We start from the raw sequence: 22,453 nt of genomic DNA, 5'->3' as shown, positions 1-22,453 counted from the left end.
TATTGCGCCCGGTGGGAATAGCAGCCGGAGTCTGAAATCCAATGCAAAATCAGCAAATCCGTATCAGGTTGAAGGCTTTTGACCATCGCCTGATCGACCAATCCACCCAGGAAATCGTGGAAACCGCGAAACGTACTGGTGCTCAAGTGCGTGGTCCAATTCCACTGCCTACCCGTAAAGAGCGGTTCACCGTTCTGGTCTCCCCGCACGTCAACAAAGACGCGCGTGACCAGTACGAGATCCGTACTCATAAGCGCGTTCTGGACATCGTCCAGCCAACGGATAAAACCGTTGATGCTCTTATGAAGCTCGATCTTGCGGCCGGTGTGGAAGTGCAGATCAGCCTCGGCTAAGACTCGGTCTTAGTCGTGTAACGCTCTGAAATGGGCGGCCATAGCGGGTGAAAGCCCCGTACACTCATGAGGTTTACAACATGACTATTGGTGTAGTCGGTCGTAAATGCGGTATGACCCGTATTTTCACCGAAGAAGGTGTCTCCATTCCGGTCACGGTCATTGAGATCGAGCCGAATCGCGTCACCCAGTTCAAAACTGAAGAGACCGATGGCTATCGTGCAGTGCAAGTCACTGTCGGCGAGCGTCGCGCTTCGCGTGTAACAGCAGCTCAGGCTGGCCACTTCGCCAAGGCGAACGTTGCCGCTGGTCGTACCGTAATGGAATTCCGCCTTGAAGAAGGCGAGTACCAGGCTGGCGATCTGATCAACGCTGAAATCTTCGCCGCTGGTCAACTGGTTGATGTAACCGGTCAGTCCAAGGGTAAAGGCTTCCAGGGTACGATCAAGCGTTGGAACTTCCGCGGGCAAGATAACACCCACGGTAACTCCGTATCCCACCGCGTTCCAGGCTCTATCGGCCAGTGCCAGACTCCTGGTCGTGTATTCAAGGGCAAGAAAATGTCCGGTCATATGGGCGCTGAGCGCGTGACCGTGCAGTCCCTCGAAGTAGTGCGCGTGGACGCTGAACGCAATCTGTTGTTGGTCAAGGGCGCTGTTCCTGGCGCTACTGGCGGCAACTTGGTTGTACGTCCAGCAGCCAAGGCTCGCGGTTAAGGGGAAGCTGACATGCAATTAAATGTAAATGACGCTCAAGCGATCGAAGTTTCCGAACTGACATTTGGCGGCGAATTCAACGAGACGCTGGTTCACCAAGCAGTCGTGGCCTACATGGCTGGCGGCCGTCAAGGTAGCAAGCAGCAAAAGACCCGTTCCGACGTTTCCGGTGGCGGTAAGCGCCCATGGCGTCAGAAAGGTACTGGCCGTGCTCGTGCCGGTACTATCCGTAGCCCAATCTGGCGTGGCGGCGGTACCACTTTCGCAGCTCGTCCTCAGGATCACTCCCAGAAGCTGAACAAGAAGATGTATCGCGCAGCAATGCGTTCCATCCTTGCTGAGCTGGTGCGTACTGATCGTCTGGTCGTGGTTCAGGACTTCGCTGTCGAAGCACCGAAAACCAAAGATCTGCTGAACAAGCTGAACGGCATGGGCCTGACTGACGTCCTGATCGTGTCTGACGCTGTTGATCAGAACCTGTACCTGGCTGCTCGCAACCTGCCACACGTCGACGTTCGTGACGTGCAAGGTTCCGATCCGGTCAGTCTGATCGCATACGACAAGGTGTTGATCACCGTGTCGGCCGTGAAGAAATTCGAGGAGCTGCTGGGATGAACCAGGAACGCGTATTTAAAGTTCTGCTTGGCCCGCACGTTTCCGAGAAGGCTACGGTTCTGGCAGACAAGAAAGGCCAGTTCGTTTTCAAGGTTGCGACCGACGCAACCAAGCTGGAAATCAAGAAGGCCGTCGAAAGCCTGTTCAGCGTGAAAGTAGAGCGCGTGACTACCCTGAACGTTCTGGGTAAAAGCAAGCGCACTGCTCGCGGTCTGGGCAAGCGTAATGACTGGAAGAAGGCAGTTATCTCCCTTCAGCCAGGCCAAGATCTCGATTTCAGCAGCAGTGCTGAGTAAGGAAGGGGTGCATCATGGCAATCGTTAAATGCAAACCGACTTCCCCTGGCCGCCGTTTTGTGGTCAAGGTGGTCAACCAGGAGCTGCATAAAGGCGCTCCTCACGCACCGCTGCTCGAGAAAAAATCGAAGTCTGGTGGTCGTAACAACAATGGCCGTATTACCACTCGTCACATCGGTGGTGGTCATAAGCAGCATTACCGTCTGGTCGACTTCCGTCGCAACGACAAGGATGGCATCGCTGCCACCGTCGAGCGTATCGAATACGATCCAAACCGTACTGCTCACATCGCTCTGCTGCTGTACGCAGATGGCGAGCGTCGCTACATCATCGCCCCTAAAGGCGTGAGCGCTGGCGACCAGCTGATCGCAGGTGCCCTGGCACCGATCAAGCCGGGCAACGCTCTGCAACTGCGTAACATTCCAGTTGGTAGCACCGTACACGGCATCGAATTGAAGCCAGGTAAAGGCGCACAGATCGCTCGTTCCGCTGGTGCTTCGGCTCAGCTGATCGCTCGTGAAGGTGTCTACGTGACCCTGCGTCTGCGTTCTGGTGAGATGCGTAAAGTACTGGCTGAATGCCGTGCGACCCTGGGCGAAGTCTCGAACTCCGAGCACAGCCTGCGTTCGTTGGGTAAAGCTGGTGCCAAGCGCTGGCGTGGCGTTCGCCCAACCGTTCGTGGTGTTGCCATGAACCCGGTTGACCACCCACATGGTGGTGGTGAAGGTCGTACCTCTGGTGGTCGTCATCCGGTATCGCCATGGGGCTTCCCGACTAAGGGCGCGAAGACTCGTGGTAATAAGCGTACCGACAAAATGATCGTCCGTCGTCGCAAGTAAATAGAGGGATACGACAGTGCCACGTTCTCTGAAAAAAGGTCCTTTTATTGATCTTCACCTACTGAAGAAGATCGAAGTGGCGGCGGAAAAGAACGATCGCAAACCAGTTAAGACCTGGTCGCGCCGTTCGATGATCCTGCCACAAATGGTCGGTCTGACCATTGCTGTACACAACGGTCGTCAACACGTCCCAGTTCTCGTTAACGAAGACATGGTCGGCCACAAACTGGGCGAGTTCGCCGGTACCCGCACTTATCGCGGGCACGTGGCAGACAAGAAAGCCAAGCGTTAAGGGGTTAGGAAATGGAAGTAGCCGCTAAGTTGTCGGGCGCTCGAATCTCCGCCCAGAAAGCCCGCTTGGTCGCCGACCAGATCCGCGGGAAGAAGGTGGGCGAAGCGCTCAACCTGTTGGCTTTCAGCAGTAAGAAAGCCGCCGAGATCATGAAAAAAGTGCTGGAGTCGGCCGTAGCCAACGCCGAGCATAACGAAGGCGCAGACGTTGATGACCTGAAGGTCAGCACCGTTTTCGTCAACGAAGGGCGTTCGCTGAAGCGCATCATGCCACGTGCCAAAGGCCGTGCTGATCGCATCGTCAAGCGGTCTTGCCATATCACTGTCAAGGTTGCTGACAAGTAACGGAGTCGAAGAGATGGGTCAGAAAGTACATCCCATTGGCATTCGCCTGGGAATCGTCAAGGAGCACACCTCCGTCTGGTACGCAGACGGTCGGACTTATGCGGACTACTTGTTCGCTGATCTGAAGGTGCGTGAGTATCTCCAAGACAAACTAAAAAGCGCGTCCGTCAGCCGTATCGATATCCATCGTCCGGCTCAGACTGCACGTATCACCATCCACACCGCTCGCCCAGGTATCGTTATCGGGAAGAAAGGTGAAGATGTTGAGAAACTGCGTCAGGACCTGACCAAGCAAATGGGTGTGCCTGTGCACATCAATATCGAAGAGATCCGCAAGCCGGAACTCGACGGTATGCTGGTTGCGCAGAGCGTAGCTCAGCAGCTGGAGCGTCGTGTAATGTTCCGTCGCGCTATGAAGCGCGCTGTACAGAACGCAATGCGCATTGGTGCCAAAGGCATCAAAATCCAAGTGAGCGGTCGTCTCGGCGGTGCTGAAATCGCACGTACTGAATGGTATCGCGAAGGTCGTGTGCCACTGCACACCCTGCGTGCCGACATCGACTATGCCAACTACGAAGCTCACACCACCTACGGTGTGATCGGTGTAAAGGTTTGGATCTTCAAAGGCGAAGTAATTGGTGGTCGCCAAGAAGAACTGAAGCCACAAGCACCAGCGCCTCGTAAAAAAGCTGCTAAGTAAGGGGTACGCCAAATGTTGCAACCAAAGCGTACGAAGTTCCGCAAGCAGATGACCGGTCACAACCGTGGCCTGGCATTGCGCGGTAGCAAAGTCAGCTTCGGCGAGTTCGCGCTGAAGTCTGTTGCTCGTGGTCGTCTCACCGCTCGTCAGATCGAGTCAGCGCGTCGTGCTCTGACCCGTCACGTAAAACGTGGCGGCAAGATCTGGATCCGTGTATTCCCGGACAAGCCTGTCACCAAGAAGCCACTCGAAGTTCGGATGGGTAAAGGTAAGGGTAACGTGGAGTACTGGGTTGCCCAGATTCAGCCAGGCAAAGTCCTGTATGAAATCGAGGGTGTTTCTGAAGAGCTGGCGCGTGAGGCTTTCGCCCTGGCTGCTGCAAAGCTGCCGCTCGCCACCTCCTTTGTTAAACGGACGGTGATGTGATGAAAGCGAATGAACTTCGTGAAAAATCCGCACAGCAGCTGAACGAGCAACTGCTCGGCCTGCTGCGCGACCAGTTCAATCTGCGCATGCAGAAAGCAACTGGCCAGTTGGGGCAGTCTCATCTGCTCTCGCAAGTTAAGCGTGACATCGCTCGCGTGAAAACTGTGCTCAACCAGCAGGCAGGTAAGTGATCATGGCTGAAGCCGAAAAAACTGTCCGTACGCTGACTGGCCGTGTTGTCAGCGACAAGATGGACAAAACCATCACCGTTCTGATCGAGCGTCGCGTTAAGCACCCGATCTACGGTAAATACGTTAAGCGTTCGACTAAGCTGCACGCGCACGACGAAACCAATCAGTGCCACATCGGCGACAAGGTCACTATTCGTGAAACTCGTCCGATGGCCAAGACCAAATCTTGGGCGCTGGTTGATGTTCTCGAACGCGCTGTGGAAGTCTAAGGGCTAGGGGTCGGAGAAATTATATGATTCAGACTCAATCCATGCTCGATGTGGCCGATAACAGCGGCGCTCGCCGCGTTATGTGCATCAAGGTGCTGGGTGGCTCCCATCGTCGTTACGCTGGTATCGGTGACATCATCAAAGTTACCGTCAAGGAAGCAATTCCTCGCGGTAAGGTGAAGAAAGGTCAAGTGATGACTGCTGTTGTAGTCCGCACTCGCCACGGTGTTCGTCGTGCTGACGGCTCCATCATCCGCTTTGATGGCAACGCTGCTGTTCTGTTGAACAACAAGCAAGAGCCAATCGGCACCCGTATCTTTGGGCCAGTGACCCGTGAACTTCGTACTGAGAAGTTCATGAAGATCGTCTCGCTCGCCCCAGAAGTGCTGTAAGGAGATCCGACATGCAAAAGATTCGTCGTGACGACGAGATCATCGTGATCGCCGGCAAAGACAAGGGTAAGCGCGGTAAGGTGCTGAAGGTTCTTGCTGACAACCGTCTGGTTGTTGGTGGTCTGAACCTGGTCAAGCGTCATACCAAGCCTAACCCGATGTCGGGCGTACAGGGCGGTATCGTCGAGAAAGAAGCGCCACTGCACGCTTCCAACGTCGCCATTTTCAACGGCGAAACCAACAAGGCTGACCGCGTTGGTTTCAAAGTAGAAGACGGTAAGAAAATTCGTGTCTTCAAGTCGACCCAAAAAGCGGTTGATGCTTGAACACTGCTAGGTAGAAGACCATGGCACGACTAAAAGAGATTTACCGGAAGGAAATCGCACCGAAACTTAAGGAAGAACTTAAGCTTTCGAACGTGATGGAAGTTCCGCGCGTTACCAAAATCACCCTGAACATGGGTCTGGGCGAAGCGATCGGCGACAAAAAAGTCATCGAGCACGCTGTTGCCGACCTGGAAAAGATCACCGGCCAGAAAGTCGTCGTGACCTACGCTCGGAAATCCATCGCTGGCTTTAAAGTCCGTGAAGGTTGGCCGATCGGCGTCAAGGTGACCCTGCGCCGTGAGCGTATGTACGAGTTCCTGGATCGTCTGCTGTCGATCTCCCTGCCTCGGGTTCGCGACTTCCGCGGCCTGAATGCCAAGTCCTTCGATGGTCGTGGCAACTACAGCATGGGCGTAAAAGAGCAGATCATTTTCCCGGAAATCGATTACGACAAGATCGATGCTCTCCGCGGTCTGGACATTACCCTGACCACCACTGCTCGGACGGATGAAGAAGGTCGCGCATTGCTGCGTGCTTTCAAATTCCCGTTCCGCAACTGATTGGAGTAGGACAATGGCCAAGAAGAGCATGAAGAACCGTGAGCTGAAGCGTCAGCTCACCGTTGCCAAGTACGCCACCAAGCGTGCAGCGCTGAAAGCTATCATCGTTGATCTGAACGCAAGTCCAGAAGCGCGTTGGGAAGCTACCGTAGCACTGCAGAAGCAGCCACGTGACGCGAGCGCTTCGCGCATGCGTAACCGCTGCCGCCTGACTGGTCGTCCGCACGGCGTGTACCGCAAGTTCGGCCTCGGCCGTAACATGCTGCGTCAAGCTGCTATGCGTGGTGACGTTCCAGGTCTGGTTAAAGCCAGCTGGTAAGCACTGTCAAAGTCACGATGTTCGGGGTCGCAAGATCCTGACCATCGGTGGCCTTGAACTTGAATCAAGCCCCTTTTGGGGCTTGATTCATTTCTGGGGTGTGTCTAGAATACCCGGCTCGCCTGAGCCCGTGTTTTTATTGCGCGGATGCGCTCGGCGACACGTACTAGCCGAAAGGCTAATTTTTTGTGTATTAGGAGCGTCTAGCCCATGAGTATGCAGGACCCGTTAGCGGACATGCTAACTCGTATCCGTAATGCCCAGATGGCTGAAAAGTCCGTCGTAAGCATGCCATCTTCTACTTTGAAGGTAGCTGTTGCCAAAGTCCTGAAGGACGAAGGTTACATTGCGGGTTATCAGATCAGCAGCGAAATCAAGCCTCTGCTGTCCATCGAGCTGAAGTACTTCGAAGGCCGTCCGGTCATCGAGGAAGTGAAGCGCGTTAGCCGTCCTGGCCTGCGTCAGTACAAGTCCGTTGAGGATCTGCCGAAAGTTCGTGGCGGCCTGGGCGTGTCTATCGTCTCCACCAACAAAGGTGTGATGACGGATCGTGCTGCGCGCGCTGCCGGTGTCGGCGGCGAAGTTCTTTGCACTGTGTTCTAAGGGGGGATAAGCATGTCACGCGTCGCTAAGAACCCCGTTAAGCTGCCAGCCGGTGTCGAAGTCAAATTCGCAGGCCAACAGCTTTCGGTGAAGGGTGCCAAGGGCACTCTGCAACTGAACATCCATTCGTCCGTTGAGATCGTTGAAGAAGCTGGTGAGCTGCGTTTCGCTGCTCGCAATGGCGATCAACAGACTCGCGCAATGGCTGGTACCACTCGTGCGTTGGTAAACAACATGGTCCAAGGCGTAAGCCAAGGCTTCGAGCGCAAGCTCCAGCTGGTCGGTGTTGGTTACAAAGCGCAAGCAAAAGGCACAGTGCTGAACCTGGCTCTTGGCTTCTCGCACCCAGTGGATTATGAACTGCCGGAAGGCATCACCGCTGAGACTCCTAGCCAGACCGATATCCTGATCAAGGGCATCGACAAGCAGCTGGTAGGTCAAGTGGCCGCCGAGATCCGCGACTTCCGTCCACCAGAGCCGTACAAAGGCAAGGGTGTGCGCTACGCGGACGAAGTCGTCCGTCGTAAAGAAGCCAAGAAGAAGTAGGGCATAGCAAATGACCGACAAAAAAGTTACTCGACTGCGTCGCGCTCGCAAAGCACGCCTGAAAATGCACGAACTCGAAGTCGTGCGTCTCTGCGTGTTCCGCTCGTCGCAGCACATCTACGCCCAGGTCATTTCGGCCGACGGCAACAAAGTCCTGGCAAGTGCCTCGACTTTGGATAAAGAACTGCGTGATGGTGCCACTGGCAACATCGACGCGGCCACTAAGGTTGGCCAGCTGGTCGCTACGCGTGCTAAAGCCGCTGGCGTCTCGCAGGTGGCTTTCGACCGCTCTGGCTTCAAGTACCACGGCCGCGTCAAGGCGCTGGCTGATGCTGCTCGTGAAGCTGGGCTGGAGTTCTAAGTTATGTCAAATAACGACCAAAAGCGCGACGAAGGCTACATCGAGAAGCTGGTTCAAGTTAACCGCGTAGCCAAAACCGTTAAAGGCGGCCGTATCTTCACTTTCACCGCGTTGACCGTGGTGGGTGATGGTAAGGGCCGTGTTGGCTTCGGCCGTGGCAAGTCGCGTGAAGTGCCTGCTGCGATCCAGAAGGCAATGGAAGCTGCTCGCCGCAACATGATCCAGGTTGATCTGAACGGCACCACTCTGCAGTACGCAATGAAGTCCGCCCATGGCGCTTCGAAGGTGTACATGCAGCCTGCTTCTGAAGGTACCGGTATCATCGCTGGCGGCGCTATGCGTGCTGTCCTCGAAGTTGCTGGCGTTCAGAACGTTCTGGCCAAGTGCTACGGCTCGACTAACCCTGTAAACGTGGTTCACGCCACTTTCAAGGGTTTGAAAGCAATGCAGTCTCCTGAATCCATTGCCGCCAAGCGTGGCAAAAGCGTCAAGGAGATCTTCTGATCATGGCTACCGTAAAAGTTACGCTGATCAAAAGCATGACCGGCCGCATCCCTAACCACAAACTGTGCGTTAAGGGTCTGGGTCTGCGTCGCATCGGTCACACTGTAGAAGTCCTGGATACTCCCGAGAATCGCGGGATGATCAACAAGGCTTACTACATGCTGCGTGTCGAGGGTTAATCGATGAAACTCAATGATCTGAGTCCAGCGCCGGGTTCCCGTCGCGAAAAGCATCGTCCGGGCCGTGGTATCGGTAGTGGTTTGGGCAAGACCGGTGGCCGTGGCCACAAAGGTCAGACCTCCCGCTCCGGTGGCACTATTGCTCCAGGCTTTGAAGGCGGTCAACAGCCGCTGCATCGTCGCCTGCCGAAGTTCGGTTTCGTTTCCCTGAAAGCCATGGACCGCGCAGAAGTGCGTCTGTCCGAACTGGCCAAAGTGGACGGCGACATCGTCACCGTGCAGTCCCTGAAGGATGCCAACGTGATCAACCAGAACGTACAGCGTGTGAAAATCATGCTGTCGGGCGAAGTTGCTCGTGCTGTCACCATCGGAAAGGGAATCGGCGCCACCAAAGGTGCGCGTGCGGCTATCGAAGCAGCTGGCGGCAAGTTCGAGGAATAAATGGCTAAGCAAGGTGCTCTCTCTGCGCTCGGCAAAGGCGGTATGTCTGAACTCTGGGCTCGTCTGCGTTTTCTGTTCCTGGCGATTATCGTCTACCGAATAGGCGCACACATCCCGGTTCCAGGTATCAACCCGGACCGACTCGCGGACCTGTTTCGACAGAATGAGGGGACCATTCTTAGCTTGTTCAACATGTTTTCCGGCGGCGCGCTGGAACGGATGAGCATTTTTGCATTGGGGATCATGCCGTACATCTCGGCATCGATCATCATGCAGTTGATGACCGCCGTCAGCCCGCAGCTGGAGCAGTTGAAGAAGGAAGGTGAAGCTGGCCGTCGCAAGATCAGCCAGTACACCCGCTACGGCACTGTCGTCCTCGCTCTCGTTCAAGCCATTGGCATGTCCATTGGCCTGGCTGGGCAGGGCGTATCGTTCACTGGTGACTTTAGCTTCCATTTCGTTGCGGTAACCACGTTTGTGGCGGGCGCAATGTTCATGATGTGGCTGGGTGAGCAGATTACTGAGCGTGGTGTTGGCAACGGTATCTCGATGTTGATTTTCGCAGGTATCGTCGCCGGTCTTCCGAGAGCAATCGGGCAGTCTTTCGAGTCTGCGCGTCAGGGCGATATCAACATTTTTGCCTTGGTTGCCATCGGTTTGCTGGCAGTAGCGATTATCGGTTTCGTGGTGTTCATTGAGCGTGGCCAGCGTCGTATTGCTGTTCACTACGCCAAGCGTCAGCAGGGCCGCAAGGTGTTTGCTGCGCAGACCAGCCACTTGCCGTTGAAGGTGAACATGGCCGGCGTTATCCCGGCCATTTTCGCGAGCAGCATCCTGCTGTTCCCGGCTTCGTTGGGTGCCTGGTTCGGCCAGTCTGAAGGTATGGGCTGGTTGCAGGACATCTCGCAGTCGATCGCTCCTGGTCAGCCGTTGAATATTCTGCTGTTTAGTGCAGGGATTATTTTCTTCTGCTTCTTCTATACGGCGTTGATGTTCAATCCGAAAGACGTAGCGGAAAACCTGAAGAAGTCCGGTGCCTTTATTCCGGGCATCCGTCCTGGTGAGCAGTCTGCGCGCTACATTGATGGCGTTCTGACTCGCTTGACCATGTTCGGTGCTCTTTACATGACGGCCGTCTGCCTGCTTCCCCAGTTCCTGGTGGTTGCGGCAAACGTACCGTTCTACCTTGGCGGGACCTCGTTGCTGATCGTGGTCGTGGTTGTGATGGACTTCATGTCCCAAGTACAATCGCACCTCGTTTCGCACCAGTACGAATCCCTGATGAAGAAAGCCAACCTGAAGGGCTACGGCAGCGGCATGTTGCGCTGAGTAGCGTCCATAAGGTTCGAGGAGTTGGTGATGAAAGTTCGTGCATCGGTGAAAAAGCTGTGCCGTAACTGCAAGATTATTCGCCGCGAAGGTGTTGTTCGGGTAATTTGCAGCGCGGAACCGCGTCACAAACAGCGCCAAGGCTGAGTGTGATTGTGCTTTAAGCCCGGCAGCTAGTGCGCTGCCGGGTTGATTATTTGTTATTACAGCGATATTATCTCGCGCCCTATTTCTTGGCTTCCGGGGCGTAGGTAGCTGTCAATTGGAGTCCCACTGAATGGCCCGTATTGCAGGCGTCAACATTCCAGATAACAAGCATACTGTTATCTCGCTGACCTACATCTATGGTGTTGGTCGCACTACTGCACAGAAAATTTGTGCAGTGACTGGGGTTAACCCAGCGGCAAAGATCAAGGATCTGAGCGACGAGCAAATTGAACAGCTGCGTGGCGAAGTGGCGAAGTTCACCACTGAAGGTGACCTGCGTCGCGAAATCAACATGAAAATCAAGCGCTTGATGGACCTCGGTTGCTATCGCGGTCTGCGTCATCGTCGTGGTCTGCCAGTACGCGGTCAGCGTACCAAGACCAACGCGCGTACCCGTAAAGGTCCGCGTAAGCCGATCCGCAAGTAATCGCCCCAGCGAATCGACAGGAATTTAATCATGGCAAAACCTGCTGCTCGTCCTCGTAAAAAAGTTAAAAAGACAGTGGTTGATGGCATCGCCCACATCCATGCTTCTTTTAACAACACCATCGTGACCATTACCGACCGTCAAGGTAACGCTCTTTCCTGGGCTACCTCCGGTGGTTCGGGTTTCCGCGGTTCCCGCAAGTCCACCCCGTTCGCTGCTCAAGTAGCTGCTGAGCGTGCTGGTCAAGCTGCGCTGGAATACGGCCTGAAAAACCTCGACGTCAACGTCAAAGGTCCAGGTCCAGGTCGTGAATCCGCAGTCCGCGCTTTGAACGGCTGTGGCTACAAGATCGCCAGCATCACCGACGTGACGCCAATCCCGCACAACGGGTGCCGTCCGCCGAAGAAGCGCCGCGTGTAATCCAGGAGATTGTAAAGAATGGCTCGTTACATTGGTCCAAAATGCAAACTCGCTCGTCGCGAAGGCACCGATCTCTTCCTGAAGAGCGGCGTGCGCGCGATCGAATCGAAGTGCAACATTGAAGCAGCACCTGGTATCCACGGCCAACGCCGCGGTCGCCAGTCCGACTACGGCACCCAACTGCGTGAAAAGCAGAAGGTCCGTCGTATCTATGGCGTTCTCGAGCGTCAATTCAGCGGCTACTACAAAGAAGCTGCTGGCAAGAAAGGCGCAACCGGCGAAAACCTGTTGCAACTGCTCGAATGCCGCCTGGACAACGTTGTATACCGTATGGGTTTCGGTTCTACTCGTGCCGAATCCCGTCAGCTGGTATCGCACAAGTCGATCAGCGTTAACGGCCAGACCGTAAACGTTCCGTCCTACCAGGTTCGCGCTGGTGACGTGGTTGCTGTTCGCGAGAAAGCAAAGAACCAACTTCGCATTGTCCAAGCTCTCGATCTGTGTGCCCAACGTGGCCGCGTAGAATGGGTAGAAGTAGACACTGAGAAGAAGTCGGGCGTTTTCAAGAACGTTCCTGCTCGCAGTGATCTGTCCGCCGACATCAACGAAAGCCTGATTGTCGAGCTCTACTCCAAGTAAGGGCTAGAAAATAGGTGCATCCATGCAGATTTCGGTAAATGAGTTCCTGACACCCCGCCATATTGATGTGCAGGTTGTCAGTCCAACCCGCGCCAAGATCACACTCGAGCCTCTCGAGCGTGGTTTCGGCCACACCCTGGGCAACGCGCTGCGCCGCATCCTGTTGTCCTCAATGCCCGGCTGTGCAGTAGTCGAGGCCGAGATTGACGGTGTGCTCCACGAGTACAGCGCCATCGAAGGTGTACAGGAAGACGTAATTGAAATCCTGTTGAACCTTAAAGGTCTGGCTATCAAGCTGCACGGTCGTGACGAAGTTACGCTGACCTTGTCGAAGAAGGGTTCGGGGGTGGTTACCGCTGCCGATATTCAGCTGGATCATGATGTCGAGATCGTTAACCCCGATCACGTAATCGCTAACCTGGCGTCTAACGGCGCCCTGAACATGAAGCTCACCGTAGCTCGTGGTCGTGGTTATGAACCGGCAGACTCGCGTCAGAGCGATGAAGACGAAAGCCGCAGCATCGGTCGCTTGCAGCTTGACTCTTCGTTCAGCCCGGTTCGCCGTATCGCATACGTGGTGGAAAACGCCCGTGTCGAACAGCGTACCAACCTGGACAAGCTGGTTATTGATCTGGAAACCAACGGTACCCTGGATCCTGAAGAGGCTATCCGCCGTGCTGCAACCATCCTGCAACAGCAGTTGGCTGCGTTCGTCGACCTCAAGGGTGACAGTGAGCCAGTGGTTGTCGAGCAGGAAGACGAGATCGATCCGATCCTGCTTCGCCCGGTTGACGATCTGGAACTGACTGTACGTTCGGCTAACTGCCTTAAGGCGGAAAACATCTACTACATCGGCGACCTGATTCAGCGTACCGAAGTAGAGCTGTTGAAGACTCCGAACCTTGGCAAGAAATCCTTGACTGAAATCAAGGACGTTCTGGCCTCCCGCGGTCTGTCCCTCGGCATGCGCCTCGACAACTGGCCGCCTGCAAGTCTTAAGAAGGACGACAAGGCGACTGCCTGATCGTCGTAATCACCGAACGTTGTGTTTGGTAAGGAATGAACCATGCGTCATCGTAAAAGTGGTCGTCACCTGAGCCGCACCAGCTCGCACCGCAAGGCCATGTTTCAAAACATGGCGGTGTCGCTGTTCGAGCACGAGCTGATCAAAACTACACTGCCGAAAGCCAAAGAACTGCGCCGCGTTGCCGAGCCGCTGATCACTCTGGCCAAGACAGACAGCCTGGCTAACCGCCGCCTGGCTTTCGACCGTACTCGTTCGAAAGCTATCGTTGGTAAGCTCTTCAACGACCTGGGCAAGCGTTACGCTACCCGTGAGGGTGGCTACCTGCGCATCCTCAAGTGCGGTTTCCGCGCTGGCGACAACGCGCCTATGGCGTACGTCGAGTTGGTTGATCGTGCTACTGCCGGCGAAGCTGTAAGCGCCGAGTAAGACGACAGTCTGCAACAAAGAACCGGGCCTAGTGCCCGGTTTTTTGTGTGCGTAAGAAAAACAGCTTATTCGTACAAGCTTCCATAGGGCCAAGGCGCCACTATTGCTGTTGGGGTTGTTGGTAGAGATTCTCTATTGATGCGCACAATTTAATAAATTTGTGGCCGTTACATTGTTGATCAATACTCCTCTCCAGCCGATTAGCCGGCAGTCCGAAGACCGACCTAGGAAGAATTGAGCATGAGCCAGATAAAAACGCTTACGACCGCCAGCGGCGCTCCTGTCGCCGATAACCAGAACTCTCGCTCCGCCGGCCCACGTGGCCCGCTGCTGCTCGATGATTTCCACCTGATCGAGAAGCTTGCTCATTTCAACCGCGAAAACATTCCCGAACGCCGCGTGCACGCGAAAGGGTCAGGTGCATACGGCACCTTCACCGTAACCCGTGATATCACCCAATACACCAGCGCGAAGCTGTTCGATTCGGTGGGCAAGCAGACGCCAACTTTCCTTCGCTTCTCCACCGTTGGCGGTGAGCGCGGCTCCGCTGACACCGAGCGCGATCCACGCGGTTTCGCCTTGAAGTTCTACACAGAAGAAGGCAACTGGGACATCGTTGGCAACAACACGCCTGTATTCTTCATCCGCGATCCGCTGAAATTTCCGGACTTCATCCACACGCAAAAACGCTTGCCGCAAAGCAATCTCAAAAGCGCGCAGATGATGTGGGATTTTTGGTCGCACTCTCCAGAGGCGCTGCACCAGATCACCATCCTGTTCTCTGACCGCGGCATTCCTGACGGCTACCGTCACATGCACGGCTTCGGCAGTCATACCTATAGCCTGATCAATGCCCAAGGTGAGCGTCACTGGGTGAAATGGCACTACAAGACCAAGCAGGGGATCAAGAACCTGGCACCGGCCGAGGCCGCTCGCCTGGCGGGTACCGACCCGGATTATGCCCAGCGCGACTTGTTCAACGCGATCGAGCGCGGTGATTTCCCGAAATGGAGCGTTTGCATCCAGATCATGACCGAGGCTCAGGCTGCGGGTCATTACGAGAACCCGTTCGATGTGACCAAGACCTGGTCACAGAAGGAATTCCCGCTGATCGAAGTCGGTGAGCTCGAACTCAATCGCAATCCGCTGAACTACTTTGCCGAGGTCGAGCAAGCGGCATTCGGGCCGAGCAACATGGTGCCGGGTGTGGGTCTTTCGCCTGATCGCATGCTGCAGGGCCGCGTATTTGCCTACGCCGATGCACACCGCTACCGCGTGGGTACCAATCACCAGCAATTGCCGGTGAATGCGCCGCGCAGCCCGGTCAATACCTACCAGCGTGACGGCGCGATGGCGTTCGGCAGCAATGGTGGCGCGGCTCCCAACTACGAGCCTAACAGCTATGTCGAAGCGCCGAAGCAGGCACCGCATTATGCGGAGCCGGCATTGGCCCTCAGCGGTGCGGCGGATCGTTATGATCACCGCGAAGACACTGACTACTACAGCCACGCTGGCGCGCTGTTCCGCTTGATGAGCGACGAGCAGAAAGCGCTGCTGATCAGCAACGTTGCTGGCGCGATGGGTGGCGTTTCGGCGGATGTGGTTGATCGCCAACTGCAGCATTTCTTCAAGGCAGACGCTGCTTACGGAGAAGGTATCGCAAAGGCGCTGGGCGTACAGCTTAACTAAGTCTAAACGAGAAGCAGAACCGCCCTCATTAGGGCGGTTTTTGCGTTATTTAACCTGCTTTTCTTGGATTTTCTTCACTTTTGTTGCGCTAGACGAGTGACCTTGCAGTCTGCTTGGTTCAAACTAGAGCCTTTCAAAGCTTGTGGAGATGTAGGGCGATGCAAGGTCACCCAGACGTAATCGATTACCTCAACACGTTGCTGACCGGCGAGCTGGCAGCCCGTGATCAATATTTCATCCATTCGCGGATGTACGAGGATTGGGGTTTTACCGAGCTCTACGAACGTATCAACCATGAGATGGAAGAAGAGGCACAGCACGCTGATGCGTTGATGCGCCGGATCCTTATGCTCGAAGGCACGCCGCGGATGCGCCCGGACGACCTGGACGTCGGGACCACCGTGCCCGACATGCTCGCCGCCGACCTTCGCCTGGAATACAAGGTTCGCGCCGCGCTGTGCAAAGGCATTGAGTTATGCGAGCAGCACAACGACTACGTGACCCGCGAGATCCTGCGTATCCAGCTCAACGATACCGAAGAAGATCATACCTACTGGCTGGAGAAGCAGTTGGGCCTGATCAAGCTGATCGGATTGGAAAACTACCTGCAGTCGCAGTTCTGATGTGGTCATTGTAGAAGCAAGCTCGCTCCTACAGGAAACGAACAAAAAGCCCCTGCCATCGATGAGATGACAGGGGCTTTTTTGTGCCAGGGAGAATCAGTCCCGATCACGCTCCAGCAGTGGCTTGAGGTAATACCCGGTGTGGGACTGCTTCATCTCCGCCACCTGCTCCGGCGTCCCTACGGCAATGATCTGGCCGCCCTTGGAACCGCCTTCCGGGCCCAGGTCCACCAGCCAGTCAGCGGTCTTGATCACGTCCAGGTTGTGTTCAATGACCACCACGGTGTTGCCGTGATCGCGAAGACGATGCAGTACATCGAGCAACTGCTGGATATCGGCGAAGTGCAAACCGGTGGTCGGCTCATCGAGGATATACAGCGTCTTGCCGGTATCGCGCTTGGACAGCTCGCGCGACAGCTTGACCCGCTGCGCCTCGCCGCCGGACAAGGTCGTTGCCGACTGCCCGAGCTTGATGTACGACAGCCCTACATCCATCAACGTCTGGAGTTTGCGCGCCAAAGCCGGTACCGCGTCGAAGAACACTCGGGCCTCTTCAATGGTCATCTCCAGGGTTTCGTGGATGTTCTTGCCCTTGTACTTGATCTCCAGGGTCTCGCGGTTGTAACGCTTGCTCTTGCACACGTCGCATGGCACGTAGATGTCAGGCAGGAAGTGCATTTCCACCTTGATCAGGCCATCGCCCTGGCAGGCCTCGCAGCGCCCACCCTTGACGTTGAACGAGAAACGCCCCGGGCCGTAACCCCGTGAGCGGGACTCCGGTACGCCGGCGAACAGTTCGCGGATCGGGGTGAACAGCCCGGTGTAGGTCGCCGGGTTGGAGCGCGGCGTACGACCGATCGGGCTTTGGTCGATGTCGACGACCTTGTCCAGATGCTCCAGGCCCTTGATGCTGTCGTGAGCGGCGGCTTCCAGGGTCGTGGCGCCGTTCAGGGCGGTGGCACTGAGCGGGAACAGCGTGTTGTTGATCAGCGTCGACTTGCCGGAACCTGACACGCCGGTGACACACGTGAGCAGGCCAATCGGGATCTCCAGGTCGACGTTGCGCAGGTTGTTGCCGCGGGCACCCTTGAGGGTCAGCGACAGTTTCTTGTTGCGTGGCGTGCGCTTGGCCGGAACCTTGATCTTCACCCGGCCCGACAGGTATTTGCCGGTCAGCGAGTCGGGATGCGCCATGACCTCGGCGGCAGTGCCCTGGGCGACAATGTGCCCACCGTGGACGCCCGCGCCCGGGCCGATGTCCACCACGTAATCCGCCAGGCGAATCGCGTCTTCGTCATGCTCTACGACGATGACTGTGTTGCCGATATCCCGCAGATGCTTCAGGGTCCCGAGCAGGCGGTCGTTATCCCGCTGGTGCAGGCCAATGGACGGTTCGTCGAGGATGTACATGACACCCACCAGGCCGGCGCCGATCTGGCTGGCAAGGCGGATACGCTGGGCTTCGCCGCCGGACAAGGTGTCTGCGCTGCGATCGAGGGTCAGGTAATCCAGCCCGACGTTCACCAGGAATTGCAGGCGCTCGCGGATTTCCTTGAGGATTTTGTCGGCGATTTCGCCACGACGACCGGTGAGTTTCAAGCCGCCGAAATAATCGGTGGCATCGCCAATCGGCAGGTTGGTCACCGCCGGCAGCGTCTTCTCGCCGACCCACACATGCCGCGCTTCTCGGCGCAAGCGGGTGCCGCGGCAATCGGGGCAGGGCTGGGTGCTGAGGAACTTGGCCAGTTCTTCGCGCACGCTGGCCGATTCGGTTTCGCGATAGCGCCGCTCCAGGTTCGGCACGACGCCTTCGAACGGATGCGAGCGCTTGACGATATCGCCACGGTCGTTCAGGTATTTGAAGTCGACATTCTGCGAGCCGCTGCCGTGCAGGATGAATTTCTGCTGGTCGGCGGGCAGCTCGCTGAACGGCTTGTCCAGGCTGAACTTGTAGTGGGCTGCCAGCGACCCAAGCATCTGGAAGTAGTAGACGTTGCGCCTGTCCCAGCCACGAATCGCGCCTTCGGCCAGGGTCAGTTCGCCATTGACCAGGCGCTTGGTGTCGAAGAACTGCTTGACCCCCAGGCCGTCGCAGGTCGGGCAGGCGCCAGCCGGGTTGTTGAAGGAGAACAGCTTGGGTTCCAGTTCGCTGATCGCATGGCCGCAGATCGGGCAGGCGAAGCGCGCGGAAAAGATCATCTCCTCGCCAGGCTCGTCGTCCATCGGCGCCACCAGGGCGATGCCGTCGGCCAGCTTCAACGCGGTCTCGAAGGACTCGGCCAGGCGTTGCTGGAGATCGGCGCGGACCTTGAAGCGGTCCACCACCACATCAATGGAATGCTTCTTCTGTTTATCCAGCTTCGGCAGCTCGTCGAGCTCGCACAATTTGCCGTTGACCCGCGCACGAACGAACCCCTGGGCGCGCAGCTCTTCGAAGACCATCAGGTGCTCGCCCTTGCGCTCGCGGATGACCGGCGCCAGGAGCATCAGCTTGCTGCCTTCGGGCTGGGCCAGCACGAGGTCGACCATCTGGCTGACGGTCTGGGCTTCCAGCGGAATGTCATGATCGGGGCAGCGGGGAACACCGACGCGCGCATAGAGCAGGCGAAGGTAGTCGTAGATCTCGGTGATCGTGCCGACCGTCGAACGGGGGTTGTGGGAGGTCGACTTCTGTTCGATGGAGATCGCCGGCGACAGGCCTTCGATGGTGTCGACGTCGGGTTTTTCCATCATCGACAGGAACTGCCGGGCGTAGGCCGACAGCGATTCGACATAGCGTCGCTGGCCTTCGGCGTACAAGGTGTCGAAAGCCAGCGATGATTTGCCGGATCCGGACAGGCCGGTGATGACGATCAGCTTGTCCCGTGGCAGGGTCAGGTCGATGTTCTTCAGGTTGTGGGTACGGGCCCCACGAATCAGGATCTTGTCCAAAAGTGGCCTCGCTCGGCGGGCGTCGAAAACGTAGGAGTATACGGGTAAATACTGGATGGATACACACTATCAAGTGCCATACATGAAGACTGCGCGGCAAACGGTCGCCATATACCCCCTCAATCGATGGGACTGGTAGAATCCCCGCCGGTTCACACGAGGTTTTTCCATGCACGATCCCCACAGCGAACGCATGAGTAGCGGCGAGACCCGCGCGGCAAGCGGCCTGGCCCTGGTGTTCGCCTTTCGCATGCTGGGCATGTTCATGGTGTTGCCGGTACTGGCGACCTATGGCATGGACCTGGCGGGCGCGACCCCGGCCCTCATCGGGCTGGCGATCGGCGCCTACGGCCTGACCCAGGCGATTTTCCAGATCCCTTTCGGGATCATTTCCGACCGTATCGGTCGACGTCCCGTCATTTACCTGGGGCTTATCGTGTTCGCCCTCGGCAGCGTGCTCGCGGCGAACGCGGACTCGATCTGGGGCGTGATCGCAGGACGGATCCTGCAAGGCGCCGGTGCTATTTCCGCCGCTGTCATGGCATTGCTGTCAGACCTGACCCGCGAACAGCATCGGACAAAAGCCATGGCGATGATCGGCATGACGATTGGTCTGTCGTTCGCTGTCGCCATGGTTGTAGGACCGTTGTTGACGCGGGCTTTCGGTTTGTCGGGCCTGTTCCTCGCGACCGGGGCCATGGCGCTGGTGGGTGTGCTGATCGTTGCGTTCATCGTGCCGCGTTCCACCGGGCCGTTGCAGCATCGCGAATCCGGCGTGGCCCGCCAGGCGCTGGTGCCGACACTCAAGCATCCCGACCTGCTGCGCCTGGACCTGGGCATCTTCGTACTCCACGCCATGCTGATGTCCAGCTTCGTGGCCCTGCCGCTGGCGCTGGTGGAAAAGGCCGGCCTGCCCAAGGAGCAGCATTGGTGGGTGTACCTGACGGCACTGGTTATTTCGTTCTTCGCGATGATTCCGTTCATCATCTATGGCGAAAAGCGACGCAAAATGAAACGAGTTTTACTCGGCGCCGTCGTGACGCTCATGCTCACTGAGCTATTCTTCTGGCAGTTCGGCGACAGCCTGCGGGCCTTGGTGATCGGCACGGTAGTGTTCTTCACTGCGTTCAACCTGCTCGAGGCGTCACTGCCGTCGTTGATCAGCAAGGTTTCTCCGGCGGGCGGCAAGGGCACGGCGATGGGGGTTTATTCCACCAGCCAGTTCCTGGGTTCGGCACTGGGCGGCATCCTCGGCGGCTGGTTGTTCCAGCATGGCGGTTTGTCGGTTGTGTTCCTGGGATGTGCCGCGCTGGCTGCACTTTGGTTGGCCTTTGCTGTTACCATGCGCGAACCTCCGTATGTGACGAGCCTGCGCTTGCCGTTGTCGCCCGAAGCCATCCGCGAAGCAGGCCTGGCCGAGCGCCTCAGGGCCGTCGTGGGAGTAACCGATGCAGTGGTGGTCGCCGACGAGGCGGCCGTGTATATCAAACTGGACACCGAATTATTGGATCGTGCGACGCTCGAGCGCCTGGTGAACAACCCGGCCCCGGCAGCGTGCGAAGCCTAGGAGAACGTTATGGCCCGTGGGGTTAACAAAGTCATATTGGTCGGTACTTGCGGCCAGGATCCAGAAGTTCGCTACCTGCCTAACGGCAACGCCGTGACCAACCTGAGCCTGGCGACCAGCGAACAATGGACCGACAAGCAAACCGGCCAGAAGGTCGAGAAGACCGAGTGGCACCGCGTGTCGATGTTCGGCAAAGTGGCTGAGATTGCCGGCGAATACCTGCGCAAGGGTTCGCAGGTCTACATCGAAGGCAAGCTGCAGACCCGCGAGTGGGAAAAGGACGGTATCAAGCGCTACACCACCGAAATCGTGGTCGACATGCAAGGCACCATGCAATTGCTCGGTGGCCGTCCGCAAGGCGACCAGCAGCAGGGTGGCAACAACTACCAGCAGTCGGCTCCGCGCCAGCAAGCGCCTCGCCCGCAGTCGGCGCCACAGCCACAACGCGAGCGCCCGGCCCCACAACAGGCCGCGCCGCAACCGGCTCCGGATTTCGACAGCTTTGACGACGATATTCCTTTCTAGGACTCAGTGGTATCAGTCGATGAGGCTCCTCGCTCACTGACACTTCAAGTTCGATAAAAAACCCTCTTCGCTGCAAAGCCAGGAGGGTTTTTTTCGCTCTGTGCAAAACCGCGAATCAATCAGTCATAAATAATCTTCTGATAGACCGGCGTCTGCTTGGCGCTGTGCTTGATGCGTCGCACTGAGCTGCCGGTGATGAGTTGGCCACCGAGAAGAAGATTGCCACAAGGCGATCGCGGTTCGAACAGCTGCTGCCTCAAGACCCTGATCGCTTCTGCGCCCAATTCATCGCGGGGCACGTGAAGGGTGGTGAGCGGGATGTCGTTGATGTCGGCCAGGTTGAACCCGTCCATGCTCATCACTGAAACATCCTGGGGAACCCTCAAGCCAGCATTCTGCAGCGCTTTAACGGCCCCGGCCGCCATGAAGTCACCCCCGGCCAGAATGGCAGTCGGTCGGTCGTCAGGTGCGCAGTTTTCCAAGAAGGTCGCTATCCGCGCCTCAGATTCAGCACTGCCGAAACCCTCGGCAACCATCAGGTGTTTTGCTTCGACAAATTCGAGATTTTGCTCCTTCCATGCATCACGAATTCCACGTATTCGCAGATCCATCGTGTACCGCCTGAGGCACTGGAGCGTCAGGACATTTCGGTGCCCCATTTGAAACAGATAATTGATCGAATAGTGGCCGATTAGAAAGTGGTCGGGCGATATCGAGGGCAGGCGCATGCTGCGATCGATGCAGTTGATCAGCACCGTCGGCTTGCTGAGGTCGGCCGCCAGTTGGTGTATGTGCGGATCATCGATACCAATCAGGATCGCCGCACCGGTGTCCTTCTGGTTCATCTTTTCCAGAAACAACAAGGCGTCGCTGTCGACCTCTTCAAGCTCGCAGTAGCGGACGCGAACGTCATGTTGCGCGACCGCCTGCGTGATGCCCTGGATGACTTTGTAATAGAAGATATCAGCGCGTACGTTGAAGGCCCGCGAGGGCGCGAAAATGGTCAGCCCGTTGAGCAGGAAGCGACCATTGGCGAGGTCTTCCAGCACGCCCTGCTGACGAGCCGCCGCCAATACTTTTTCTCTCGTGGCCGGACGGGTATTCGATTTGCCAGCAAGCACTCGCGACACCGTCGCGATGGACAGGCCCGTCTGTGCCGCGATTTCAGCAATGCGTAATTTCCCCATCGCGGCTTATCCATTGAGACAATTTATGTAAAGGCTTTCATAGCAGAAAAGGGCCACCAATCCTAGCGTCCTTGGGTTTCTGCCGAGCTGCGCTGGAGAGGAATGTAAATCCATACATGCTTGCTTCTGTACGAGCCATGAGCAGTGCCATAGCGTTCAAGCCTCAAATAAAAACAACACGCCG

34 protein-coding genes are annotated in these 22,453 nt (G+C 56.8%); 32 read left to right on the top strand and 2 right to left on the bottom strand.

What is annotated here, in order from left to right:
* The first annotated feature begins 41 nt into the window (after positions 1-41).
* From rpsJ to bfr, 30 genes are all read left to right on the top strand, one after another.
* Positions 42-353, top strand: coding sequence for a 30S ribosomal protein S10 (rpsJ, locus tag JMN22_RS10490; protein WP_003186070.1), 312 nt, complete (start codon positions 42-44; stop codon positions 351-353).
* An 80-nt stretch (positions 354-433) separates the two neighbouring features.
* The gene (rplC, locus tag JMN22_RS10485; RefSeq protein WP_003186059.1) at positions 434-1,069 is read left to right on the top strand and encodes a 50S ribosomal protein L3; all 636 of its coding nucleotides are present in this window, start codon (positions 434-436) and stop codon (positions 1,067-1,069) included.
* A 12-nt stretch (positions 1,070-1,081) separates the two neighbouring features.
* Entirely contained in the window at positions 1,082-1,684 is a 603-nt protein-coding gene (gene rplD / locus JMN22_RS10480) for a 50S ribosomal protein L4 (protein WP_003186057.1), read from the top strand.
* A complete protein-coding gene (rplW, locus tag JMN22_RS10475) occupies positions 1,681-1,980 on the top strand; it encodes a 50S ribosomal protein L23 (protein WP_002555488.1) in 300 nt (99 codons plus the stop codon). Before rplD ends, rplW begins: the two co-directional genes overlap by 4 nt.
* A 14-nt stretch (positions 1,981-1,994) precedes the next feature.
* A complete protein-coding gene (gene rplB, locus JMN22_RS10470; RefSeq protein ID WP_003186055.1) occupies positions 1,995-2,819 on the top strand; it encodes a 50S ribosomal protein L2 in 825 nt (274 codons plus the stop codon).
* 16 nt (positions 2,820-2,835) lie between these two features.
* The gene (gene rpsS, locus JMN22_RS10465; RefSeq protein WP_002555486.1) at positions 2,836-3,111 is read left to right on the top strand and encodes a 30S ribosomal protein S19; all 276 of its coding nucleotides are present in this window, start codon (positions 2,836-2,838) and stop codon (positions 3,109-3,111) included.
* A gap of 11 nt (positions 3,112-3,122) precedes the next feature.
* Positions 3,123-3,455 carry a 50S ribosomal protein L22 gene (gene rplV / locus JMN22_RS10460; RefSeq protein WP_003103908.1) on the top strand — a complete coding sequence of 111 codons (333 nt, stop codon included), beginning with the start codon at positions 3,123-3,125 and terminating at the stop codon, positions 3,453-3,455.
* A 13-nt stretch (positions 3,456-3,468) separates the two neighbouring features.
* On the top strand, positions 3,469-4,155 hold the full coding sequence (rpsC, locus tag JMN22_RS10455; protein ID WP_003176422.1) for a 30S ribosomal protein S3: 687 nt from the start codon (positions 3,469-3,471) through the stop codon (positions 4,153-4,155).
* Between the two features lie 12 nt (positions 4,156-4,167).
* Positions 4,168-4,581 carry a 50S ribosomal protein L16 gene (gene rplP, locus JMN22_RS10450; RefSeq protein WP_003186052.1) on the top strand — a complete coding sequence of 138 codons (414 nt, stop codon included), beginning with the start codon at positions 4,168-4,170 and terminating at the stop codon, positions 4,579-4,581.
* A complete protein-coding gene (rpmC, locus tag JMN22_RS10445; protein WP_002555481.1) occupies positions 4,581-4,772 on the top strand; it encodes a 50S ribosomal protein L29 in 192 nt (63 codons plus the stop codon). Before rplP ends, rpmC begins: the two co-directional genes overlap by 1 nt.
* A gap of 2 nt (positions 4,773-4,774) precedes the next feature.
* Entirely contained in the window at positions 4,775-5,041 is a 267-nt protein-coding gene (rpsQ, locus tag JMN22_RS10440; protein WP_003194644.1) for a 30S ribosomal protein S17, read from the top strand.
* A gap of 23 nt (positions 5,042-5,064) precedes the next feature.
* Positions 5,065-5,433 carry a 50S ribosomal protein L14 gene (gene rplN / locus JMN22_RS10435; RefSeq protein WP_002555479.1) on the top strand — a complete coding sequence of 123 codons (369 nt, stop codon included), beginning with the start codon at positions 5,065-5,067 and terminating at the stop codon, positions 5,431-5,433.
* A gap of 11 nt (positions 5,434-5,444) precedes the next feature.
* Entirely contained in the window at positions 5,445-5,759 is a 315-nt protein-coding gene (gene rplX, locus JMN22_RS10430; protein ID WP_003186046.1) for a 50S ribosomal protein L24, read from the top strand.
* A gap of 20 nt (positions 5,760-5,779) precedes the next feature.
* Positions 5,780-6,319: a 50S ribosomal protein L5 gene (gene rplE / locus JMN22_RS10425; protein ID WP_030140492.1), complete on the top strand. Its 540-nt coding sequence runs from the start codon at positions 5,780-5,782 to the stop codon at positions 6,317-6,319.
* Between the two features lie 13 nt (positions 6,320-6,332).
* Positions 6,333-6,638, top strand: coding sequence for a 30S ribosomal protein S14 (rpsN, locus tag JMN22_RS10420; protein WP_003186042.1), 306 nt, complete (start codon positions 6,333-6,335; stop codon positions 6,636-6,638).
* A 210-nt stretch (positions 6,639-6,848) separates the two neighbouring features.
* Complete coding sequence (gene rpsH / locus JMN22_RS10415) at positions 6,849-7,241, top strand: 30S ribosomal protein S8 (RefSeq protein WP_017848802.1); 393 nt, start codon at positions 6,849-6,851, stop codon at positions 7,239-7,241.
* A 12-nt stretch (positions 7,242-7,253) separates the two neighbouring features.
* Positions 7,254-7,787, top strand: a complete 534-nt coding sequence (rplF, locus tag JMN22_RS10410; RefSeq protein ID WP_003186039.1) for a 50S ribosomal protein L6 — start codon at positions 7,254-7,256, stop codon at positions 7,785-7,787.
* Positions 7,788-7,797: 10 nt separating this feature from the next.
* The gene (gene rplR / locus JMN22_RS10405; protein WP_003186037.1) at positions 7,798-8,148 is read left to right on the top strand and encodes a 50S ribosomal protein L18; all 351 of its coding nucleotides are present in this window, start codon (positions 7,798-7,800) and stop codon (positions 8,146-8,148) included.
* A 3-nt stretch (positions 8,149-8,151) separates the two neighbouring features.
* Complete coding sequence (rpsE, locus tag JMN22_RS10400; protein ID WP_003186035.1) at positions 8,152-8,652, top strand: 30S ribosomal protein S5; 501 nt, start codon at positions 8,152-8,154, stop codon at positions 8,650-8,652.
* A gap of 2 nt (positions 8,653-8,654) precedes the next feature.
* Positions 8,655-8,831 (top strand): 50S ribosomal protein L30, encoded by a 177-nt coding sequence (gene rpmD, locus JMN22_RS10395; RefSeq protein WP_003186033.1) that lies wholly within the window; start codon positions 8,655-8,657, stop codon positions 8,829-8,831.
* Positions 8,832-8,834: 3 nt separating this feature from the next.
* Positions 8,835-9,272: a 50S ribosomal protein L15 gene (rplO, locus tag JMN22_RS10390; RefSeq protein WP_003186032.1), complete on the top strand. Its 438-nt coding sequence runs from the start codon at positions 8,835-8,837 to the stop codon at positions 9,270-9,272.
* On the top strand, positions 9,273-10,601 hold the full coding sequence (gene secY / locus JMN22_RS10385) for a preprotein translocase subunit SecY (RefSeq protein WP_030140491.1): 1,329 nt from the start codon (positions 9,273-9,275) through the stop codon (positions 10,599-10,601).
* Between the two features lie 30 nt (positions 10,602-10,631).
* Positions 10,632-10,748 (top strand): 50S ribosomal protein L36, encoded by a 117-nt coding sequence (gene rpmJ / locus JMN22_RS10380; protein WP_002555468.1) that lies wholly within the window; start codon positions 10,632-10,634, stop codon positions 10,746-10,748.
* A gap of 130 nt (positions 10,749-10,878) precedes the next feature.
* Positions 10,879-11,235 (top strand): 30S ribosomal protein S13, encoded by a 357-nt coding sequence (rpsM, locus tag JMN22_RS10375; protein WP_003186020.1) that lies wholly within the window; start codon positions 10,879-10,881, stop codon positions 11,233-11,235.
* A gap of 30 nt (positions 11,236-11,265) precedes the next feature.
* Positions 11,266-11,655, top strand: coding sequence for a 30S ribosomal protein S11 (gene rpsK / locus JMN22_RS10370; RefSeq protein WP_002555466.1), 390 nt, complete (start codon positions 11,266-11,268; stop codon positions 11,653-11,655).
* 18 nt (positions 11,656-11,673) lie between these two features.
* Positions 11,674-12,294 carry a 30S ribosomal protein S4 gene (gene rpsD, locus JMN22_RS10365; protein WP_003176404.1) on the top strand — a complete coding sequence of 207 codons (621 nt, stop codon included), beginning with the start codon at positions 11,674-11,676 and terminating at the stop codon, positions 12,292-12,294.
* A 22-nt stretch (positions 12,295-12,316) separates the two neighbouring features.
* Positions 12,317-13,318, top strand: a complete 1,002-nt coding sequence (locus tag JMN22_RS10360) for a DNA-directed RNA polymerase subunit alpha (RefSeq protein ID WP_003186012.1) — start codon at positions 12,317-12,319, stop codon at positions 13,316-13,318.
* Positions 13,319-13,360: 42 nt separating this feature from the next.
* The gene (rplQ, locus tag JMN22_RS10355) at positions 13,361-13,747 is read left to right on the top strand and encodes a 50S ribosomal protein L17 (protein WP_003176402.1); all 387 of its coding nucleotides are present in this window, start codon (positions 13,361-13,363) and stop codon (positions 13,745-13,747) included.
* A gap of 240 nt (positions 13,748-13,987) precedes the next feature.
* Positions 13,988-15,436 carry a catalase gene (locus tag JMN22_RS10350; RefSeq protein ID WP_030140490.1) on the top strand — a complete coding sequence of 483 codons (1,449 nt, stop codon included), beginning with the start codon at positions 13,988-13,990 and terminating at the stop codon, positions 15,434-15,436.
* Between the two features lie 158 nt (positions 15,437-15,594).
* On the top strand, positions 15,595-16,059 hold the full coding sequence (bfr, locus tag JMN22_RS10345; protein WP_003186005.1) for a bacterioferritin: 465 nt from the start codon (positions 15,595-15,597) through the stop codon (positions 16,057-16,059).
* Positions 16,060-16,155: 96 nt separating this feature from the next.
* On the opposite strand, the gene uvrA is transcribed toward bfr, so the two are convergent.
* Positions 16,156-18,990 (bottom strand): excinuclease ABC subunit UvrA, encoded by a 2,835-nt coding sequence (uvrA, locus tag JMN22_RS10340; RefSeq protein ID WP_198796654.1) that lies wholly within the window; start codon positions 18,988-18,990, stop codon positions 16,156-16,158.
* 169 nt (positions 18,991-19,159) lie between these two features.
* On the opposite strand from uvrA, the gene JMN22_RS10335 reads away from it, so the two are divergent.
* Together JMN22_RS10335 and JMN22_RS10330 are read left to right on the top strand one after the other, a co-directional pair.
* On the top strand, positions 19,160-20,557 hold the full coding sequence (locus tag JMN22_RS10335) for an MFS transporter (protein ID WP_030140488.1): 1,398 nt from the start codon (positions 19,160-19,162) through the stop codon (positions 20,555-20,557).
* A 9-nt stretch (positions 20,558-20,566) separates the two neighbouring features.
* Complete coding sequence (locus JMN22_RS10330) at positions 20,567-21,082, top strand: single-stranded DNA-binding protein (RefSeq protein ID WP_024778338.1); 516 nt, start codon at positions 20,567-20,569, stop codon at positions 21,080-21,082.
* 119 nt (positions 21,083-21,201) lie between these two features.
* On the opposite strand, the gene JMN22_RS10325 is transcribed toward JMN22_RS10330, so the two are convergent.
* Positions 21,202-22,269 (bottom strand): LacI family DNA-binding transcriptional regulator, encoded by a 1,068-nt coding sequence (locus JMN22_RS10325; RefSeq protein ID WP_030140487.1) that lies wholly within the window; start codon positions 22,267-22,269, stop codon positions 21,202-21,204.
* Positions 22,270-22,453: the final 184 nt, after the last annotated feature.

The organism is Pseudomonas sp. HB05 (genome assembly GCF_016756915.1).
GTDB lineage: Bacteria > Pseudomonadota > Gammaproteobacteria > Pseudomonadales > Pseudomonadaceae > Aquipseudomonas > Aquipseudomonas alvandae.
The sequence above is the reverse complement of the archived record's forward strand: the minus strand, read 5'-3'. Positions and strand labels throughout refer to the sequence as shown.

Coding starts and splice junctions, on each gene's coding strand:
- rpsD (WP_003176404.1), top strand. CDS start 11,674: ATGGCTCGTTACATTGGTCCAAAATGCAAACTCGCTCGTCGCGAAGGC.
- rpsQ (WP_003194644.1), top strand. CDS start 4,775: ATGGCTGAAGCCGAAAAAACTGTCCGTACGCTGACTGGCCGTGTTGTC.
- rpmC (WP_002555481.1), top strand. CDS start 4,581: ATGAAAGCGAATGAACTTCGTGAAAAATCCGCACAGCAGCTGAACGAG.
- rpsC (WP_003176422.1), top strand. CDS start 3,469: ATGGGTCAGAAAGTACATCCCATTGGCATTCGCCTGGGAATCGTCAAG.
- rplB (WP_003186055.1), top strand. CDS start 1,995: ATGGCAATCGTTAAATGCAAACCGACTTCCCCTGGCCGCCGTTTTGTG.
- rplO (WP_003186032.1), top strand. CDS start 8,835: ATGAAACTCAATGATCTGAGTCCAGCGCCGGGTTCCCGTCGCGAAAAG.
- JMN22_RS10335 (WP_030140488.1), top strand. CDS start 19,160: ATGCACGATCCCCACAGCGAACGCATGAGTAGCGGCGAGACCCGCGCG.
- rplP (WP_003186052.1), top strand. CDS start 4,168: ATGTTGCAACCAAAGCGTACGAAGTTCCGCAAGCAGATGACCGGTCAC.
- rplR (WP_003186037.1), top strand. CDS start 7,798: ATGACCGACAAAAAAGTTACTCGACTGCGTCGCGCTCGCAAAGCACGC.
- rpsM (WP_003186020.1), top strand. CDS start 10,879: ATGGCCCGTATTGCAGGCGTCAACATTCCAGATAACAAGCATACTGTT.
- secY (WP_030140491.1), top strand. CDS start 9,273: ATGGCTAAGCAAGGTGCTCTCTCTGCGCTCGGCAAAGGCGGTATGTCT.
- rpsE (WP_003186035.1), top strand. CDS start 8,152: ATGTCAAATAACGACCAAAAGCGCGACGAAGGCTACATCGAGAAGCTG.
- rpsN (WP_003186042.1), top strand. CDS start 6,333: ATGGCCAAGAAGAGCATGAAGAACCGTGAGCTGAAGCGTCAGCTCACC.
- JMN22_RS10350 (WP_030140490.1), top strand. CDS start 13,988: ATGAGCCAGATAAAAACGCTTACGACCGCCAGCGGCGCTCCTGTCGCC.
- rplX (WP_003186046.1), top strand. CDS start 5,445: ATGCAAAAGATTCGTCGTGACGACGAGATCATCGTGATCGCCGGCAAA.
- rpmD (WP_003186033.1), top strand. CDS start 8,655: ATGGCTACCGTAAAAGTTACGCTGATCAAAAGCATGACCGGCCGCATC.
- rplE (WP_030140492.1), top strand. CDS start 5,780: ATGGCACGACTAAAAGAGATTTACCGGAAGGAAATCGCACCGAAACTT.
- rplN (WP_002555479.1), top strand. CDS start 5,065: ATGATTCAGACTCAATCCATGCTCGATGTGGCCGATAACAGCGGCGCT.
- rplF (WP_003186039.1), top strand. CDS start 7,254: ATGTCACGCGTCGCTAAGAACCCCGTTAAGCTGCCAGCCGGTGTCGAA.
- rplD (WP_003186057.1), top strand. CDS start 1,082: ATGCAATTAAATGTAAATGACGCTCAAGCGATCGAAGTTTCCGAACTG.
- rpsK (WP_002555466.1), top strand. CDS start 11,266: ATGGCAAAACCTGCTGCTCGTCCTCGTAAAAAAGTTAAAAAGACAGTG.
- bfr (WP_003186005.1), top strand. CDS start 15,595: ATGCAAGGTCACCCAGACGTAATCGATTACCTCAACACGTTGCTGACC.
- JMN22_RS10330 (WP_024778338.1), top strand. CDS start 20,567: ATGGCCCGTGGGGTTAACAAAGTCATATTGGTCGGTACTTGCGGCCAG.
- JMN22_RS10360 (WP_003186012.1), top strand. CDS start 12,317: ATGCAGATTTCGGTAAATGAGTTCCTGACACCCCGCCATATTGATGTG.
- rpsJ (WP_003186070.1), top strand. CDS start 42: ATGCAAAATCAGCAAATCCGTATCAGGTTGAAGGCTTTTGACCATCGC.
- rplC (WP_003186059.1), top strand. CDS start 434: ATGACTATTGGTGTAGTCGGTCGTAAATGCGGTATGACCCGTATTTTC.
- rpmJ (WP_002555468.1), top strand. CDS start 10,632: ATGAAAGTTCGTGCATCGGTGAAAAAGCTGTGCCGTAACTGCAAGATT.
- rplW (WP_002555488.1), top strand. CDS start 1,681: ATGAACCAGGAACGCGTATTTAAAGTTCTGCTTGGCCCGCACGTTTCC.
- rplV (WP_003103908.1), top strand. CDS start 3,123: ATGGAAGTAGCCGCTAAGTTGTCGGGCGCTCGAATCTCCGCCCAGAAA.
- rpsH (WP_017848802.1), top strand. CDS start 6,849: ATGAGTATGCAGGACCCGTTAGCGGACATGCTAACTCGTATCCGTAAT.
- rplQ (WP_003176402.1), top strand. CDS start 13,361: ATGCGTCATCGTAAAAGTGGTCGTCACCTGAGCCGCACCAGCTCGCAC.
- JMN22_RS10325 (WP_030140487.1), bottom strand. CDS start 22,269: ATGGGGAAATTACGCATTGCTGAAATCGCGGCACAGACGGGCCTGTCC.